The 16,939-nt window shown below is 62.4% G+C and carries 13 protein-coding genes; 5 read left to right on the top strand and 8 right to left on the bottom strand.

Annotation, left to right across the window (positions count from 1 at the left end):
• Positions 1-15: 15 nt before the first annotated feature.
• From ribBA to G3N95_RS20610, 5 genes are all read right to left on the bottom strand, one after another.
• Positions 16-1,152 carry a bifunctional 3,4-dihydroxy-2-butanone-4-phosphate synthase/GTP cyclohydrolase II gene (ribBA, locus tag G3N95_RS20630; protein ID WP_205971925.1) on the bottom strand — a complete coding sequence of 379 codons (1,137 nt, stop codon included), beginning with the start codon at positions 1,150-1,152 and terminating at the stop codon, positions 16-18.
• A gap of 114 nt (positions 1,153-1,266) precedes the next feature.
• On the bottom strand, positions 1,267-1,881 hold the full coding sequence (locus G3N95_RS20625; protein ID WP_205971924.1) for a riboflavin synthase: 615 nt from the start codon (positions 1,879-1,881) through the stop codon (positions 1,267-1,269).
• 24 nt (positions 1,882-1,905) lie between these two features.
• Positions 1,906-3,027 (bottom strand): bifunctional diaminohydroxyphosphoribosylaminopyrimidine deaminase/5-amino-6-(5-phosphoribosylamino)uracil reductase RibD, encoded by a 1,122-nt coding sequence (ribD, locus tag G3N95_RS20620; RefSeq protein ID WP_205971923.1) that lies wholly within the window; start codon positions 3,025-3,027, stop codon positions 1,906-1,908.
• 39 nt (positions 3,028-3,066) lie between these two features.
• Complete coding sequence (gene hemL, locus G3N95_RS20615) at positions 3,067-4,347, bottom strand: glutamate-1-semialdehyde 2,1-aminomutase (RefSeq protein WP_205971922.1); 1,281 nt, start codon at positions 4,345-4,347, stop codon at positions 3,067-3,069.
• 221 nt (positions 4,348-4,568) lie between these two features.
• Positions 4,569-5,234 carry a hypothetical protein gene (locus G3N95_RS20610; RefSeq protein ID WP_205971921.1) on the bottom strand — a complete coding sequence of 222 codons (666 nt, stop codon included), beginning with the start codon at positions 5,232-5,234 and terminating at the stop codon, positions 4,569-4,571.
• Between the two features lie 193 nt (positions 5,235-5,427).
• Here G3N95_RS20610 and G3N95_RS20605 point away from each other — a divergent pair, with 193 nt between their 5' ends.
• Entirely contained in the window at positions 5,428-6,639 is a 1,212-nt protein-coding gene (locus G3N95_RS20605; protein ID WP_205971920.1) for a Bcr/CflA family multidrug efflux MFS transporter, read from the top strand.
• 809 nt (positions 6,640-7,448) lie between these two features.
• Here the strand turns inward: G3N95_RS20605 and G3N95_RS20600 are convergent.
• The 3 genes from G3N95_RS20600 to zwf form a co-directional block, all read right to left on the bottom strand.
• A complete protein-coding gene (locus G3N95_RS20600; protein WP_205971919.1) occupies positions 7,449-9,368 on the bottom strand; it encodes a bifunctional transcriptional regulator/glucokinase in 1,920 nt (639 codons plus the stop codon).
• The gene (pgl, locus tag G3N95_RS20595) at positions 9,346-10,053 is read right to left on the bottom strand and encodes a 6-phosphogluconolactonase (RefSeq protein ID WP_205971918.1); all 708 of its coding nucleotides are present in this window, start codon (positions 10,051-10,053) and stop codon (positions 9,346-9,348) included. Before pgl ends, G3N95_RS20600 begins: the two co-directional genes overlap by 23 nt.
• A gap of 141 nt (positions 10,054-10,194) precedes the next feature.
• Positions 10,195-11,652: a glucose-6-phosphate dehydrogenase gene (gene zwf, locus G3N95_RS20590; RefSeq protein ID WP_205971917.1), complete on the bottom strand. Its 1,458-nt coding sequence runs from the start codon at positions 11,650-11,652 to the stop codon at positions 10,195-10,197.
• Between the two features lie 529 nt (positions 11,653-12,181).
• Between zwf and G3N95_RS20585 the strand changes: the two genes are divergently transcribed.
• The 4 genes from G3N95_RS20585 to ugpC all read left to right on the top strand — a co-directional run bounded on the left by G3N95_RS20585 (position 12,182) and on the right by ugpC (position 16,604).
• Positions 12,182-13,429: an ABC transporter substrate-binding protein gene (locus tag G3N95_RS20585; protein WP_205971916.1), complete on the top strand. Its 1,248-nt coding sequence runs from the start codon at positions 12,182-12,184 to the stop codon at positions 13,427-13,429.
• A 152-nt stretch (positions 13,430-13,581) separates the two neighbouring features.
• Positions 13,582-14,523, top strand: coding sequence for a sugar ABC transporter permease (locus G3N95_RS20580; RefSeq protein ID WP_205971915.1), 942 nt, complete (start codon positions 13,582-13,584; stop codon positions 14,521-14,523).
• Positions 14,513-15,370 carry a carbohydrate ABC transporter permease gene (locus G3N95_RS20575; protein ID WP_205971914.1) on the top strand — a complete coding sequence of 286 codons (858 nt, stop codon included), beginning with the start codon at positions 14,513-14,515 and terminating at the stop codon, positions 15,368-15,370. Before G3N95_RS20580 ends, G3N95_RS20575 begins: the two co-directional genes overlap by 11 nt.
• Before the next feature lie 118 nt (positions 15,371-15,488).
• A complete protein-coding gene (ugpC, locus tag G3N95_RS20570; protein ID WP_205971913.1) occupies positions 15,489-16,604 on the top strand; it encodes a sn-glycerol-3-phosphate ABC transporter ATP-binding protein UgpC in 1,116 nt (371 codons plus the stop codon).
• Positions 16,605-16,939: the final 335 nt, after the last annotated feature.

Here is a 16,939-nt window from a genome sequence, read left to right as displayed (position 1 = left end):
AAGCAGTTGATGCGTTCAGCAGTTCTGCGGCTTCTCGGCCGCGCTGCCTGGCATCGGCACGAAGCCGGTCACTTCGAGCCCATAGCCGGACATGCTGCCCAGCTTGCGCGGGTTCGACAGCACCTGCATCTTGCCGACGCCGAGTTCGCGCAGAATCTGCGCGCCGATGCCATACGTCTTGAAGTCCACCGGGCGGCGCTTGAGCACCTCGGCCCGGCTCTTTTCGTCGAATGCCTTGAACACGTCGATCATGTGTTCCTTCGAGTCGCCGCAGTTCAGCAGCACGATCACGCCGTGATCGCGTGCGGCAATTTCTTTCATCGCGGCGTCGAGCGTCCACGAGTGCGTGGACGTGCCGACTTCCAGCAGATCCAGCACCGACAGCGGCTCATGCACGCGCACCATCGTTTCGCGATCCGGTGTCGGCGTGCCGCGCACCAGCGCCATGTGTGGCTGGCCGCTCGGCTGGTCGAGATACATGACGGCGCGGAACGGACCGTGCACGGTCTGCATCGTACGTTCGCACACGCGCTCGACGATCGATTCCGTGCGGCTGCGGTAGTGGATCAGGTCGGCGATCGTGCCGATCTTCAGGCCGTGTTCCTCGGCGAACGTCAGCAGGTCGGGCAGACGCGCCATCGTGCCGTCGTCCTTGATGATTTCGCAGATCACGGCAGCGGGTGTCAGGCCCGCGAGGGCCGTGAAATCGCAACCGGCTTCCGTGTGGCCGGCTCGCACCAGCACGCCGCCCGGCTGCGCCATGATCGGAAACACGTGGCCCGGCTGGACGATGTCCTCGGCGCGCGCGTTGGCCGCGACCGCCGTGGCGATGGTATGCGCGCGGTCCGCCGCCGAAATGCCCGTGGTGACGCCTTCGGCTGCTTCGATGCTGACCGTGAACGCCGTGCCGTACTGCGTGCCGTTGCGGTGCGTCATCAGCGGCAGATTGAGCGTCCGGCAGCGTTCCTGCGTGAGCGTCAGGCAGATCAGACCACGGCCGTAGCGCGCCATGAAGTTGATCGCTTCCGGCGTGATGAATTCCGCTGCGATGACGAGGTCACCCTCGTTTTCGCGGTCTTCTTCGTCGACAAGAATCACCATCCGGCCAGCTTTGAGCTCGGCGATGATTTCAAGGGTGGAGGCGAGGGTCATGTTGGCGAGAAGTTTGGGAAAGCGCGTATTTTACGCCACGCCGCCCGCCAAGTCGCCCGTCCGAACGGCATATGCCATTCGGACGAATGTTCGGCTGCAAAGAGGAAGGCGAGACTACTTCGGTGCGTTGAGCATCCGCTCGACGTACCGCGCGATCAGGTCGATCTCCAGATTGACCTGCGTGCCTTCCTTCAAAGCCTTGAGCGTAGTGACTTCAACCGTATGCGGAATCAGATTGATCGAAAACTCGCAGCCGTCGTCGCGGTCCTCCACCGAGTTCACGGTGAGGCTCACGCCGTTCACGGTAACCGAGCCCTTGTACGCCAGATACTTGCCGATGTCGCGCGGCGCGAGCACGCGCAATTCGTGCGACTCGCCCACGCGCGCAAAACGCGTCACCGTGCCGAGGCCGTCCACGTGGCCCGAGACGATATGGCCGCCCAGCCGGTCATGCGAGCGCAGCGCCTTTTCGAGGTTGACTTCGCGCGTTTCGCCGAGGCCCACCGTGCGGTTCAGGCTTTCGCGCGATACGTCGACGTCGAACGAAGCCGCCGACTTCTCGATCACGGTCATGCACGCGCCCTGAATGGCGATGCTGTCGCCCAGTTGCACGTCGTCCATGTCGAGGCCGCCCGCTTCCACATGAAGGCGGACGCCCGAATCCGGTTCGTTGCCCAGCGGCGTGATCGATGCAATGCGGCCGACAGCCGCGACGATTCCCGTAAACATCGTGTCGTGTCCTTTATCTATCGGTCAATGCGTGGGCACCTTGGGCATCAGCCGCGCGAGAATCCGCACGTCGCTGCCGATCCGGTCCACGGCATGAAATTCGAGTTGCGTGCGCGCGTCCAGCGAGCCTGGCGCGGCGAGGTTGAACATGCTCATCGAGTCGTTGCCGAGCAGGCTCGGTGCGAGGTAGACGAGCAGTTCGTCGACGCAGCCTTCGCGCAGGAGCGACCCGTTCAGCTTGTAGCCCGCTTCGACGTGCAGTTCGTTGACTTCGCGCTTGCCGAGTTCTTCGAGCATGCGCGGCAAATCGACTTTGCCGCTTTCGTTCGCGAGCGGCACGATCTCCGCGCCGCGATCGTGCAGCACGGCGGCGCGCTCCGCGAGCAGCGGCGTGAGCGTGCTGCAGAAGATCAGCGTGGGCGCGCCTGCGAGTATCTGCGCTTCGGGCGGAACCTCGAGCTGGCTGTCGATCAGCACGCGACGCGGCTGACGCGGCGTATCGACGGCGCGCACCGTCATGCGCGGGTTGTCCTCTTTCACTGTGCCGATGCCCGTCAGGATCGCCGACGCGCGGGCGCGCCACGCATGCCCGTCATTGCGCGCCGCTTCGCTCGTGATCCACTGGCTTTCGCCCGACGGCAGGCCCGTACGGCCATCCAGCGAGGCCGCCACTTTCATCCGCACCCAGGGCCGGCCGCGCGTCATCCGCGACACGAAGCCGATGTTCAGTTCGCGCGCGTCGTTTTCGAGCAGGCCGCAGCGCACTTCGATGCCCGCTTCGCGCAGCATCGACAGACCGCGTCCCGACACGCGCGGGTTCGGGTCTTCCATCGCGGCGACCACGCGTGCGAGCTTCGCTTCGATCAGCGCGTTCGCGCACGGCGGCGTGCGGCCGAAATGGCTGCACGGCTCCAGCGTCACGTACGCCGTCGCACCCTGCGGGTCGTGGCCGCGCTTGCGCGCGTCCTTGAGCGCCTGGATTTCCGCGTGATCGTGACCGGCCGGCTGCGTGAAGCCTTCGCCGATCACCTCGCCGTTCTTCACCAGCACGCAACCGACGCGCGGATTCGGGTCGGTGGTGTACAGGCCGCGCCAGGCGAGGGCCAGCGCGCGCTCCATGTGGACGAAATCGGTCTGCGAGAACATCGGGTTCGGGTTATCCGTTCAGTGTTTCGTCGACGGGGATCAGGCGAGCGACTTGAATGCGCCGCGCGCTGCTTCGATGGTGGCGTCGACGATCGCGTCGTCGTGCGCGCTCGACACGAAGCCTGCCTCGTACGCGGACGGCGCGAAGTACACGCCTGCATCGAGCATCTTGTGGAAGAACGTGTTGAAGCGCGGCACGTCGCAGCGCGAGATTTCGGCGAAGCTGCCCGGCACCGACTCCGAGAAGTACAGGCCGAACATGCCGCCGACGGAATCCGCCGCGAACGGAATCTTCGCTTCGCGCGCCGCTTCCGTCAGGCCTTGCACGAGGCGGGTAGTCTGACGCGACAGCGCATCGTAGAAGCCCGGCGCCTGGATCAGTTGCAGCGTCTTCAGACCGGCTGCGACCGCGATCGGATTGCCCGACAGCGTGCCCGCCTGATACACGCCGCCGAGCGGCGCGAGATGGGCCATGATGTCGCGCCGTCCGCCGAACGCGGCCGCCGGCATGCCGCCGCCGATCACCTTGCCCAGACACGTGAGGTCCGGCGTGATGCCATACAACTGCTGCGCGCCGCCTAGCGCGACACGGAATCCGCACATCACTTCGTCGAAGATCAGCACCGAGCCGTACTCGGTACACAGGCGCCGCAGCGCGCCAAGGAATTCCGGCGTCGCGCGCACGAGATTCATATTGCCCGCCACCGGCTCGACGATCACCGACGCGATTTCATTGCCGAACGCCTTGAACGCTTCTTCGAGCGCAGCAACGTTGTTGTATTCGAGCACGGTGGTGTGCTTCGCGATATCGACGGGTACGCCCGCCGAAGTCGGGTTGCCGAAAGTCAGCAGGCCCGAGCCGGCCTTCACGAGCAGGCTGTCGGCGTGGCCGTGATAGCAGCCTTCGAACTTGACGATGCGGCTGCGGTTCGTGAAGCCGCGCGCGAGACGCAGCGCGCTCATGGTTGCTTCCGTTCCGCTCGACACCATCCGCACCTGTTCCATCGAAGGCACGAGCTTGCAGATTTCCTCGGCGATCTCGATCTCCGCTTCCGTCGGTGCGCCGAACGAGAAGCCGTTCGACAGCACGCGCTGCACGGCTTCGAGCACTTCGGGATGCACGTGGCCGACGATCATCGGTCCCCACGAACCGATGTAGTCGATGTAGCGCTTGCCCTCGGCATCCCAGAAGTACGCGCCTTGTGCGCGTTCGATGAAACGCGGCGTGCCGCCGACGGAACGGAAGGCGCGCACGGGCGAGTTCACGCCGCCCGGAATGGTTTTCTGGGCGCGGTCGAAGAGTTCTTGATTGCTGGGCATGGGCGTTGGACCTGCTTGGGTTGGGCTCGCGCGTCGAACGGCTGCGACCTGCGCGAGTGCAGTACAAGGGCGGTTTGCGTGTGGTCCGAACGCTCGCGCACTGACGCAGAGCGGCCACACGACCGTCAGGATGACCTCACGAAATTGTACCGGAGTCGGGTCGAGTCGGCCGCGAGCGGGGCGGTGCGGTTAGCCGCGGACTCACGCGCGGACCGTTGCGTTCAGCTGTTGCCGGAGGGGTTGCCATCACTACCGGTGCCGCCTTCTCCGCCTTCGCCTCCGCCGGGTGTGCTGTCCGGGCGTTTGCGTGCACTGAAGTACATCGCGACCCGCGCCGCGCGTTTCCCGGCTGCGGCCTTGTTCGCGGCGCTCCACGCTTGCGTCGCCTGCTCTTTCGTCGAGGCCGCCGGTGCGTCGCACTGCGGCGTGAGCGCGGTAGCGGGTCGCGCCCGCTTGCCGGTTCGTTCGATCCACAGCTTCTCGAGCGCGCCTTCGGCCATCGGCTTGATCGAAATGCCCGAGGTCTGCGCGTCCCAGGTCTGCACGGAGAACGGATGCTTGCGCAGTTCGTCGCGGGTAATCACGACTTCATGATGCGCATCGACCAGATAGTCGTACACGAAGTCGACGCACAGCCGATAGCCGCGCTTCTTTGTCGCGTCAGGCACTTCGTACGGCGCGCGCGTCACGTAGCCCGACGCGAACACGCCTTTGGGTTCGAGCGTCACGCGATGAACGAACACGCGATCGCCAGGCAGGATGCTGCGCGAGTGGCCGCAGCCCCAGACATCGGTGACGGCTTCGCCTGCCGCGACGCGTTTTGCCACGTCGGGCAGTTCCGGCCATGGCCATTTCCTGGGGCTCCAGATCAGCAGAAAGGCGGTCATCTGGGTCGGATGTCGGCGTCGAAAGGATGGACGGTCAGCTTAACCGATAAGCCGGATCAGGGCCGCCGATGAAGGTTGGTGGGGAGGGCGGGATGGGGCGTCGGTTACAATCGGGGGCCGTATCCGCAGTGCCGCACGGTCCGCTGGGTCCAGCATCGGCCGTTCCTTGCGCGCTGCTTCTCACTGGAATTCCATGTCTCACGACGTCAGATCCCGGCCCGACGCGCGGCTGATTCTGCTGCTCGGCGCGCTCGCCGCGTGCGGGCCGATTTCGATCGATATGTACCTGCCCAGCCTGCCGTCGATCACGCAGGCATTCAGCGTCAGCGCGGGCGCCGCGCAGAGCACGCTGACGAGCTTCATGCTCGGCTTCTCGATCGGCATGTTGCTGTACGGGCCGATGTCGGATGCGTATGGTCGGCGTCCCGTGCTGCTCGGCGGCATTGTGATGTACACGCTCGCGACGATCGTCTGCTCGTTGTCGCCGACGATCGGTTCGCTCATCACGTTCCGCTTCGTGCAGGCGCTGGGCGCAGGCGCGGCGTCGGTGCTGGCGCGTGCGATTGCCCGCGACGCGCACGGTCCTGCCGATGCAGCGCGTGTGCTGTCGATGCTTGCCATCGTCACGTCGATCGGGCCGTTGCTTGCGCCTTTGATTGGCGGGCAGTTGCTATTGCTTGGTGGCTGGCGCGTTGTCTTCATCGCGCTGACGATTTTCGGCGCGATTTGCGCGGTGACTGCGTTCATGCGAGTGCCGGAGACCTGGCCGCGGGAGAAGCGCGCGCACGGTGCGGTGTTTCAGTCGTTTGCCGCGTACGGCACATTGCTGAAGGATCCTGTCACGTGGGGGCACATGCTGTGCGGCGGCATGGCGTTCGCGTCGATGTTCGCGTACATCACGGCGACGCCGTTCGTCTATATCGAGTACTTCCATGTGTCCGCGCAGCACTATGGCTTTTTGTTCGGGATGAACATCGTCGGCATCATGCTCGGCAATTTCATCAACACTCGAGTGGTTGGACGCAGTGGTCCGTTGCCGGTGATTTCCGTCGCTGCGACCATCAGCTTTGTCGCTTCGCTGTTCGTCGCGTTGATGTGTTTGACTGGGTGGGGCGGCTTGTGGTCGATCGTGGCCGGTTTGTTTTTCGTAGTCGGTGTGGTGGGGGTGCTGTCGGCGAATTGCACGACGGATTTGATGCATCGGTATCCGCGCAATGCTGGCGCGGCTGCGGCTGTTTTTGGTGCTGTGCAGCTGGCGTTAGGGGCGCTGTCTTCGTTCGCCGTCGGGCTTTGGCATGATGGGTCGCCGCAAGGCATGGGCGTTACCATCGCTGTTGCTGGGTCTTTGTGTTTTGTTGGAAGGTTTTTGGTCGTGCGGTGGCATGGGAGGCCGGCTTTGTCGTAGTTGTTGGTGCTGTTGTTGTCTGCGACGCAGTCGCCATTCTTGCCTTCTCGGCGCGGGCTTTGCCTTTTGGGTTTTGCTCCGCGCTTTCGGTTTCGCTGGCATCCGCGTTTTGCTTCTGGTTTGCTGGCGTTGCCCCTGTGCGGGGCGGCACTTACTTTCTTTGCCGCCGCAAAGAAAGTAAGCAAAGAAAGCGGGCTCACACCGCCAATCCTTGTTCTTGCCTGCGGGCCCCCACCAGTTCTTACGCTCCACGTGGCAACGCGCTTATTTGCGCCCGTTGCCAGCGTGCTAACTCACGCATCACCCACTTCACACTCTCGCGTCACGGGCCGCGTTACCAGGCGTTCGCGGCCGCCCAGGTGGCAAACTGTGTGTAGGCCGTCGCGCTGGAGGTGCACCACTCCGGACTGAAAAGCGGATCGGTGTCGTAAGAACGCCAACGCGTATGGTGCGACAACCTACACACCGTTTGCCACCTGGGCGGCGCAGACGAGTCGCTGCCGCTGGCTGAGGTACGAGTGACTGGAGTGGGTGATGCGCCTGTTCGAGGCGCTGGCAACGGGCGCAAAACAAAGTGTTGCCGTGTGGAGTGCGGGACCCGTAGGGGGCCCGCAGGCAAGTACACAAGCTAGCGGTGTGAGCGGCTTTCTTTTGCCTACTTTTCTTTGCCGCTGCAAAGAAAAGTAGGTGCCGCCCCGCACAGGGGCAACGCCAGCAAACCAGAGAAACAGCGCGGATGCCAGCGAAAAAAAACTGGCAACGCCGCGCCGCAGGCAAGAATGGTGACTGCGTCGCAGACAAAAAAAACGCTAATCCTTCGGCGACGCAGCCGCCCCATGACTAAGCCAGTCAAGCACGGCCGACGTATCAACATCGGCACCTTTACGGGCTTTGGTAACAGCAGCGCTAACTTCAGAAGAAGCCGGCGCAGCACGCCGAATCGCAACCCCGACAGCCAGAATATCGATCATCAGCAGATGCAAAATCCGCGAAATCATCGACAACTGCGATTCGCGAATCTCGATGTGATCGGTCTCCAGCGCGACCGTCGCGCGTTTAGCCAGCGGCGTATTACTCGACGTGATAGCGATCACCTTCGCACCCGCCTGCATCGCCACTTCCAGCACGCGCAGCAATTCCGGCGCGCGCCCGGATTTCGAAACAGCAACGATCACATCGCCCTTGCCGAGCAACGCTGCCGACGCCGCCTGCATGTACAGATCGCCATACGCAATAGTCGGAATGCCAAAGCGGAAGAACTTGTAGTGCGCATCCTGCGCGACGATGTTCGAGTTGCCGAGACCATAGAACTCGATACGTCGTGCGCCGTTCAGCAAATCGATCGCCGACTCGACGTGCTCGAAGTTCAGATGCTCGCGCAGTTGCAAGATTGCGGAGACGGTATTGTCCAGCACCTTCGCGCCGAAATCCGTCGCCGTATCGCCAAGATGCACCTGGCTATGCGACACGGGAATCGTGCCCGTCAAACCCGTCGCCAGCTTCAGCTTGAAATCGGAAAGACCCTGGCAGCCCAGTGAACGGCAGAAACGGATCACCGTCGGCTGGCTCACATCGGCCTTGCGCGCGATATCGACGATCGGATCGTTGATGATCGAACGCGGATGATTCAACGCGAGATCCGCGACGCGCCGCTCGGCAGGCGTCAGCGCATCGCGCATCTGGCGAATACGCTCGAACACCGCCGACGAACTGCCGCCCGCGCGATTCGACAGCTGCTCAGCGAGAATCGCCGACACGCCCAGGAACGCCGGATACTCCGCCGTGATCACGTACGTCGGCACGTTCTTCAGATACGCCTCGAAACGGCCCTTCGCCTCGAAGCGCTGACGGAACGACGAGCGGGCAAACACTTCGCCCAGACGCGGCACGACGCCGCCGCCGATATAGATGCCGCCCAGCGCGCCGAGCGTCACCGCGATATTGCCCGCGAACGTGCCGAGAATGCCGCAGAACACATCGATTGTTTCAGCCGCGAGCGAATCTCCGTCGAGTCCCTTCTTGACGATCTCCGACACCTCGATCGTCGCCGGCACGCGCTTCTTGTCGCGGCCCGCGAGCGCGCGGTAGATCACTTCGATGCCGGGGCCGGCCGCCACACGTTCGAACGACACGTGCGACCACTTCTTGCGCGCGTACTGCAGAACCAGGTCTTCGCGTTCGTCCATCGGCGCGAAGGTCGCGTGGCCGCCTTCGCTGCCGAGCGCGATCCAGCGGTCGTCGGCGGGAATCAGACCCGACACGCCCATGCCAGTGCCCGGACCGAGCAGGCCGATCACGCTGTTCTGCCGGCGCGAGCCGCCGCCCACCTGCACGCGCTGCGAATCGGTGAGGCCCGGCAACGCCATCGCGAGCGCGGTGAAGTCGTTGACGACGAGCAGCGTATCGAAACCGAGCGCGCGGCGCGTTGCTTCGATCGAGAACGTCCAGTCGTGATTGGTCATGCTGACCTGATCGCCATCGACAGGATTCGCGATCGCAATCGCCGCATGATTCACGCGGCCGATCTTCGTGTCCTTCAGATACTTCTTGATGACATCTGCGACGCCCGGATAGTCAGCGCACGGATAGACCAGAACCTGCGTGATTTCGCCTGGACCCGTTTCGAGCGCGAAGCGCGCGTTGGTGCCGCCGATGTCGGCGAGCAGCCTCGGTCCGTCGGCGTGCTGGCCCGCGCCGGGGGCAGCCTTAGTTTGCACACCAGTAGACATCGAGTCTCACTCCCTTGTCGTTCGCCAGCGTCGAGATGGCATTTTTTTGTGGGGCGGCTGCGGCGGCATTGAGCACGTCGAGCTTTTTCTGACCGGCGATCAGCAGGAATAGCCGGTCGATCTTCTTCAAGGCGGACATCGACCAGCTCACGCGCGCATGCGGCGCGGCGCCGGGATGAACGGCGACGAACGGTTCGGCCGTCGAGACGGCGTGCTCCCATTCGGGCGCGTCCGCGAAAATGGAGGCCGTGTGACCGTCTTCGCCCATGCCGAGCACGGCGACGTCAGGCAGATGACGCGAACCGCTTGCGACTTCACCGTTCAATCCGGCGACATAGTCATCAAGCGATTGCGCCGTATCGACGAGCGGAAGGAAGGCGGCATCACGCGCAGCATGCTGCAACAGCGTCTCGCGCGCGAGGCGGGCGTTGCTGGCGTCATCCGATTCGGGCACCCAGCGGTCGTCGACGAGCGTCACGGCAATGCGCTTCCAGTCGAACGGTTGCGTGGATAGCGTCTGCAGAAACGGACGCGGACTCGTGCCGCCGGACACGGCAAGCGTCGTCGGGCGGGCGCGGGTCGCGCTCGCACGGGCGGCGAGCGACGCATGTAACGCGTCGCCGACCGCCTTCGCCAGCGCGTCGGATTGGGCGCGCGGGTCGTCGAAAGCGTGAAGCTCGATCACTTCTCCTCCATGCTGCTTTCTTTGTTTGATCTGAAGTGTTGCTTGATCATGCTGTGCTGCATACGGCGCGCTGCCTGAAAGTCACGAAAGACGTCGATCATCGCAGGTCAAAACAAAACGCGCCGTGGAAAATCACTTACCTCAGTTTTCTTCTTCGAGCCAGCAGGTGCCGTGCTGCGCGAGCATCGCGCTCGCGGCAGCCGGGCCCCACGTGCCTGCCGCATAAGGCTTCGGTTTGCCCGACGCGGCCCATTCGTTGAGGATCGGCTCGACCCACTTCCACGCCGCTTCCTGTTCGTCGCGACGCACAAAGAGCGCGAGACGACCGTTGATCACGTCGAGCAGCAGGCGCTGGTACGCCTCCATCTGGCCTTCCTTGAAGAACTGGTCGAAGGCGAGGTCGAGGTGCACGCTCGACAGGTTCATCCCTTCGCCCGGCTTCTTCGCGAGGCAATAGAGGCGAATGGTTTCGTTCGGCTGCAGGCGGATCACCAGCCGGTTCGCGCCCGCGCGCAACGCCGACGCACCCAGTGCCGAATGCGGCACCGGCCGGAAGTTCACGACGATTTCCGCAATGCGATCGGCGAGACGTTTGCCCGTACGCAAGAAGAACGGCACGCCCGCCCAGCGCCAGTTGTCGATCTCGACCTTCAGCGCGACGAACGTTTCCGTCGCGCTGTCCTGCTTGACGCCGGGCTCGGTTGCATACGCGGGCACCGACGTGCCGCGAATGACGCCCGCGTGATACTGGCCGCGCACGGCGACCCTGCTGATGTCGCGCGGTTCGATCGGCTTCAGCGCGCGCAGCACGCGCAGCTTTTCATCGCGGACGGAATCGGAATCCATCGAATGCGGCGGTTCCATTGCGACGATCGAGAGCAGTTGCAGCAAATGGTTCTGCACCATGTCGCGCAGCGCGCCCGTATTGTCGTAGAAGTCGCCGCGTGCTTCGACGCCGAGCTCTTCCGCAATCGTGATCTGGATGCTCTCGACCCACTCGCGGCGCCACAGCGGCTCGAACAGCGCATTGCCGAAGCGCAGTGCCAGCAGGTTCTGCACGGGCTCTTTGCCGAGGTAGTGGTCGATACGGTAGATCTGCTCTTCCGCGAAGATTTCGCCGACGGCGTCGTTGATCGCATTCGACGAACGGAGGTCGTAGCCGAGCGGCTTTTCGAGCACGATGCGCGCGTTCTCGTTCAGACCGACGGACGCGAGTGCGCGGCAGATCGGCACGAACAGCGACGGACCCGTCGCCAGATAGAACACGCGCGTACCGGGCAGATCCTGCACCGCATCGCGCAGCTTCACGAAGTCTTCCGCGTTGCCGAGGTCGAGCTTCACATACTCGATGCGATCGATAAAGCTCGCCCACGCGTTTTCGTCGACGCCGCTCTTCGCGACGTGCGCCTTCACGTGCTCATTGACCCATCGCAAATAACCGTCACGGTCTTCCTCATGACGCGCGACCGCCACGATCTTGCCGCTCGCCGCGAGCATGCCTGCACGGTGTGCTTCATACAGTGCAGGGAGGATCTTGCGCATCGACAGATCGCCAGTTCCGCCGAAGAGAACGAAGGTGAAGCTAGAGTCGGTTTGCATGCGTCTCCGTGGGATATCCGATGGGCCTGTAAGGCGCCCGTAGTCCGATAAAATTTTTTTTGACACTGAATTGTAGTTTAACTACAATCCAAATCAAGAGGTAACGTGAATTCGATGAAAAAAGCGTGCGGGGCTTGTGAACTAGCGCGTTTTCGCGGGTGCACGTAGCTTCCCTGCATGTTAACGGACAACGCGTACCGGCATGCGCCAGAGTGCCTTTGAGCGCGGCGCAGCATGGCGGAAGCGGGCGTTTTCCAGCGAACGACCTGCGTGGAACACCTCGAGTCTGCAACGCGCCGCAGTCAGAAGGCGGAGCAGGCAAAAATCAAAAGAGGAGACAGTTCTTGCACTGCACATCACTCATCTCTTGAGCGTCATGCGGCCGAACCTCGGCGCGCTGGCACATCCATTCAACGTGTGCCTGTCCGACGCTCGACCGTCCAGCGTATTGCCTGTTTGACCAACCATCACACCCTGGTGACATCAGGGGCCACTCGTTTTTAGTTCAGGTGTCTGGAGGAGATAAGCAATGAAATTCCGTGCGATCATGGGCGCCCTTTGCGCCGCAGGTCTGATGTGTGGCGTCGCCACGGCACAGGCGGCCGAGTCTGTCGAAGTGCTGCACTGGTGGACGTCGGGCGGCGAGTCGAAGGCCGTCGGCGTGCTGAAGGACGACCTGCAGAAGCAGGGTTACACGTGGAAGGACTTCGCGGTGGCAGGCGGCGCGGGTGCAGCGGCCATGACGGCACTGAAGACCCAGGTGATCTCGGGCAACGCGCCGACCGCGGCTCAGATCAAGGGCCCGCTGATCCAGGACTGGGCATCGCAAGGCGTGCTGGTGAACATCGATTCCGTCGCCGGCGACTGGAAGAAGAACCTGCCGCCCGAAATCGACAAGATCATGCATGCGGACGGCCACTACGTCGCAGCGCCGTTCTCGGTGCACCGCGTCAACTGGCTGTACATCAACAAGGCGGCGCTCGACAAGGCAGGCGGCAAGGTCCCGACGACGTGGCCTGAGTTCTTCGCTGTCGCCGACAAGATGAAGGCAGCCGGCATCCAGCCGATCGCCATGGGCGGCCAGCCGTGGCAAGACCTGACGCTGTGGGAAGACGTCGTGCTGTCGCAAGGCGCGGATTTCTACAAGAAGGCGCTGGTCGACCTCGACCAGAAGACGCTGACGTCGGACAAGATGCTCGGCGTGTTCGACACGGTCCGCAAGATCCAGGGTTACTTCGACAGCGGCCGCACGGGTCGCGACTGGAACCTGGCGACGGCGATGGTCATCAACGGCAAGGCCGGCATGCAGTTCATGGGTGACTGGGCGAAGGGCGAGTTCGCGAACGCGAACAAGAAGTCCGGCTCGGACTACATCTGCGCGGCCGTTCCGGGTACGGAAAAGTCGTACACGTTCAACGTCGACTCGTTCGTGTTCTTCCAGCAGAAGGGCCAAAAGGCGGCAACGCCGGGCCAGTTGGCGCTCGCGAAGACGATCATGAGCCCCGAATTCCAAGAGCAGTTCAGCCTGTACAAGGGTTCGATTCCGGTTCGTCTCGGCGTGTCGATGGATAAATTCGACGACTGCGCGAAGAAGTCCTACGCTGATGAACAGGTGGCCATCAAGTCGGGCGGCTATGTGCCGTCGCTGGCTCACGGCATGGCTCAGCCGGACGCAGCAGCAGGCGCAATCTCGGACGTCGTGACGAAGTTCATGAACTCGAATCAGGACTCCAAGAGCGCGGTTGCCGCTCTCGCGAAGGCTGCGAAGACGAAGTAAAGCAGTCGTAGCACAGTTGTAGCAGAACGCCCGGCGCGCATCGCCTTTAATGGATTCATGCGCGCCGGACGACGATGGTGCAATGCATCACCGCGCCTCTGCCGTTCCGGCGTCTCCCTGATGCCTGACGGTACAGTTCCAGGAGTCGAGTTGTGACTGCTTCTATTAGCGGAAACGCAAAAGGCACGGCGTCCGCAGCACGCCGCGTGTCGCCGATGGCGGCAATGGCCGACCGCTGGATTCCGAAGCTGGTGTTGTCTCCCAGCGTCGTGATCAGCCTTGTCTTTGTCTACGGTTTCATTCTCATCACGGGTTATCTGTCGCTGTCTACGTCGCGACTGATGCCACGTTACGACTTCGCCGGTTTCGAACGCTATGCCGAGCTGTTCGATAACGACGTCTGGTGGACGTCGGCGAAGAACCTCGGCTGGTTCGGCATTCCGTTCATTGCGATCTGCGTCGGCCTGGGTCTGTTTCTCGCGATCCTCCTCGACCAGAAGATCCGCAATGAAGGCGCATTGCGCGCGGTGTTCCTGTATCCGATGGCGCTGTCGTTCATCGTGACGGGCACGGCGTGGCAGTGGATTCTGAACCCCGATCTCGGCTTCCAGAAGGTGCTGAACGACTGGGGCTGGACGAGTTTCTCGTTCGGCTGGCTGGGCGACCCCGACAAGGCGATTTTCTGCGTCGTGATCGCGGCCGTGTGGCAGTCGACGGGCTTCGTGATGGCGCTGTTCCTCGCCGGTTTGCGCGGTGTCGACAGCGAAATCTTCAAGGCCGCGCAAGTGGACGGCGCGACGCTGCCGACCATCTACCGCAAGATCGTGATTCCGAGCATGCGCCCCGTGTTTTTCTCGGTGCTGCTGATTCTCTGCCACATCACGATCAAGACCTTCGACCTCGTCGTCGCGTTGACGGCGGGCGGTCCGGGCACGTCGTCGTCGCTGCCCGCGATGTTCATGTACACGTTTTCGTTCAACCGCGGGCAACTGGGCGTCGGCGCTGCGTCGTCGATGATGATGCTCGCAACCGTCGTGGCCGTGCTCGTGCCGCTGATGTACCTGGAATCGAGGAGCACGCGCAATGCAGCCTAAGATGAACATCAGCCGCGCTGTCATCTACGCGGCGCTGATCCTGTTTGCGCTGTACTTCCTGTTCCCGCTGTACGTGATGCTGTCGACGTCGTTCAAGGACATTGACCAGTTGCGCACGGGCAACCTGTTGACGCCGCCGTCGCACTGGACGTTCGCGCCGTGGGTGAAGGCGTGGAGCGAGGCGTGTACGGGCGTGCGTTGCGACGGGATGCAGCCGTTCTTCTTCAACTCGGTGAAGATGGTGATTCCCGCCGTGCTGATCTCGTCGATCATCGGCGCGTTCAACGGTTATGTGCTCACGCACTGGCGCTTCCGCGGCGCGGACGCGCTGTTCACGATGCTGCTGGTCGGCTGCTTCATTCCGTTCCAGGCAATCCTGCTGCCGATGGCGCGTCTGCAAGGCTTCTTCGGCCTGTCGAACACGATCGGCGGGCTGGTGCTGGTGCACGTGGTCTACGGTATCGCGTTCACGACGATGTTCTTCCGCAACTTCTACGTGAGCGTGCCGGCGGAACTCGTGAAGGCGGCGCGGATCGACGGGGCAGGGTTCTTCATGATCTTCACGAAGATCATGATGCCGATCTCGCTGCCGATCTTCATGGTGTGCCTGATCTGGCAATTCACGCAGATCTGGAATGACTTCCTGTTCGGTATCGTGTTCTCCGGTGTCGATTCGATGCCGATCACCGTGGCGCTGAACAACCTCGTGAATACGTCGACGGGCGTGAAGGAATACAACGTCGACATGGCGGGCGCGATCATCGCGGCACTGCCGACGCTGCTCGTCTACGTGATCGCCGGCCGCTACTTCGTGCGCGGCCTGACGGCGGGCGCGGTGAAAGGCTAATTTTTCTTTGGCGTGCTGCCCGCTTCGTTCGATGAAACGGGTGGCGGCTTGAACGGTATTCGGCTCGCGTCGCCAGCTAGCGACGCATCAGCAGTACAGAGACTAGAGGATTCACAGCATGGCAAGCCTTTCCATCCGTGACGTGTACAAGACCTACCCGAACGGGGTGCCTGTCCTGAAGGGTGTCAACATCGACATCGAAGACGGTCAGTTCCTGATTCTCGTCGGCGGCTCGGGCTGCGGTAAGTCGACGCTGCTCAACATGATCGCCGGTCTCGAGACCGTGACGAAGGGCGAGATTCAGATCGGCGGCAAGACGGTCAACGACCTGTCGCCGAAGGATCGCGATATCGCGATGGTGTTCCAGTCGTATGCGCTGTATCCGTCGATGACGGTGCGCGACAACATCTCTTTCGGCCTGAACATTCGCAAGGTGCCGAAGGGCGAGCAGGATCAGATCGTTTCGCGCGTGTCGAAGCTGCTGCAGATCGAGCATCTGCTGGATCGCAAGCCGGGTCAGCTTTCCGGCGGTCAGCGTCAGCGGGTGGCGATGGGGCGTGCTCTGGCGCGTGATCCGGCGATGTTCCTGTTCGATGAGCCTTTGTCGAACCTCGACGCCAAGTTGCGTATTGAGATGCGGTCGGAGATCAAGCTGCTGCATCAGCGTCTTGGCACGACGATCGTTTATGTGACGCACGATCAGATCGAGGCTATGACTTTGGGCGATCGGATTGCCGTCATGAAGGACGGGATCGTTCAGCAGTTCGGTGCGCCGCAAGAGATTTATGATTCGCCTTCGAACCTGTTCGTGGCTGGGTTTATCGGTGCGCCGCCGATGAACTTCATTCAAGGTAAGGTTGTCGAGCAGGGTTCTGGGGTTGGGCTTGAGCTGGATACTGGCGTGAAACGTAGCGTGCTGAATCTGCCGTTCGATGGCGCCGTGAAGGGGCATGTCGGCAAGGAAGTGATTCTTGGCCTGCGTCCTGAACGTATCACCGATACGCGTAATGCTCACAACGTCGAAGACGGCAAGCTTCAGCCGATCGAAGTTAAGGTCGACGTGATCGAGCCTACGGGTCCGGATACTTTGGTGTTCGCGCAGGTGAATGGCAAGCGCATCGTCAGCCGCGTTCACCCGGGCGCTAACCCGCAACCGGATCAGAACATGTCGTTGATGTTCGATGTTTCTAAGGCAGTTCTGTTTGATCCGAAGTCGGAAGAGCGGATTGCTTAAAGGTTAATTACTGTTGTTGAGTTGGTTTTAGGAAGGCCCCGAGCGGATAAGATTCGCTCGGGGCTTTCTGGTTTTTGGGCTCCAGGTTTCGCTTGTGCGGGCGAAAGGGCGGTTGGTGCGTAGCCATATACTTTGGATTGCTACCTAAACAAAGGTGGCCGGGTTTGGAAGCCTGCTAATCGCACCATTGCATTGACCCCGCGCAAGCGGGCGATGCAGTTGCCTCAGCACGTCTACGGGCGGGCCGTGGCAGGGGAGCCGTAAGGCTCGCCGGTGTGCGATTCCGGTCTTCCAACCTTGTCATGTGCCCGCTCACCCGTTTGGAAGCGAGTGTC

It is taken from the genome of Paraburkholderia sp. Tr-20389, from assembly GCF_017104565.1.
In the GTDB taxonomy this organism is placed as follows: Bacteria; Pseudomonadota; Gammaproteobacteria; order Burkholderiales; family Burkholderiaceae; genus Paraburkholderia.
The sequence above is the reverse complement of the archived record's forward strand: the minus strand, read 5'-3'. Positions and strand labels throughout refer to the sequence as shown.

Excerpts from the sequence above, each read along its gene's own strand:
- ribBA (WP_205971925.1), bottom strand. The coding sequence starts at position 1,152 with ATGACCCTCGCCTCCACCCTTGAAATCATCGCCGAGCTCAAAGCTGGC.
- G3N95_RS20625 (WP_205971924.1), bottom strand. The coding sequence starts at position 1,881 with ATGTTTACGGGAATCGTCGCGGCTGTCGGCCGCATTGCATCGATCACG.
- ribD (WP_205971923.1), bottom strand. The coding sequence starts at position 3,027 with ATGTTCTCGCAGACCGATTTCGTCCACATGGAGCGCGCGCTGGCCCTC.
- hemL (WP_205971922.1), bottom strand. The coding sequence starts at position 4,347 with ATGCCCAGCAATCAAGAACTCTTCGACCGCGCCCAGAAAACCATTCCG.
- G3N95_RS20610 (WP_205971921.1), bottom strand. The coding sequence starts at position 5,234 with ATGACCGCCTTTCTGCTGATCTGGAGCCCCAGGAAATGGCCATGGCCG.
- G3N95_RS20605 (WP_205971920.1), top strand. The coding sequence starts at position 5,428 with ATGTCTCACGACGTCAGATCCCGGCCCGACGCGCGGCTGATTCTGCTG.
- G3N95_RS20600 (WP_205971919.1), bottom strand. The coding sequence starts at position 9,368 with ATGTCTACTGGTGTGCAAACTAAGGCTGCCCCCGGCGCGGGCCAGCAC.
- zwf (WP_205971917.1), bottom strand. The coding sequence starts at position 11,652 with ATGCAAACCGACTCTAGCTTCACCTTCGTTCTCTTCGGCGGAACTGGC.
- G3N95_RS20585 (WP_205971916.1), top strand. The coding sequence starts at position 12,182 with ATGAAATTCCGTGCGATCATGGGCGCCCTTTGCGCCGCAGGTCTGATG.
- G3N95_RS20575 (WP_205971914.1), top strand. The coding sequence starts at position 14,513 with ATGCAGCCTAAGATGAACATCAGCCGCGCTGTCATCTACGCGGCGCTG.
- ugpC (WP_205971913.1), top strand. The coding sequence starts at position 15,489 with ATGGCAAGCCTTTCCATCCGTGACGTGTACAAGACCTACCCGAACGGG.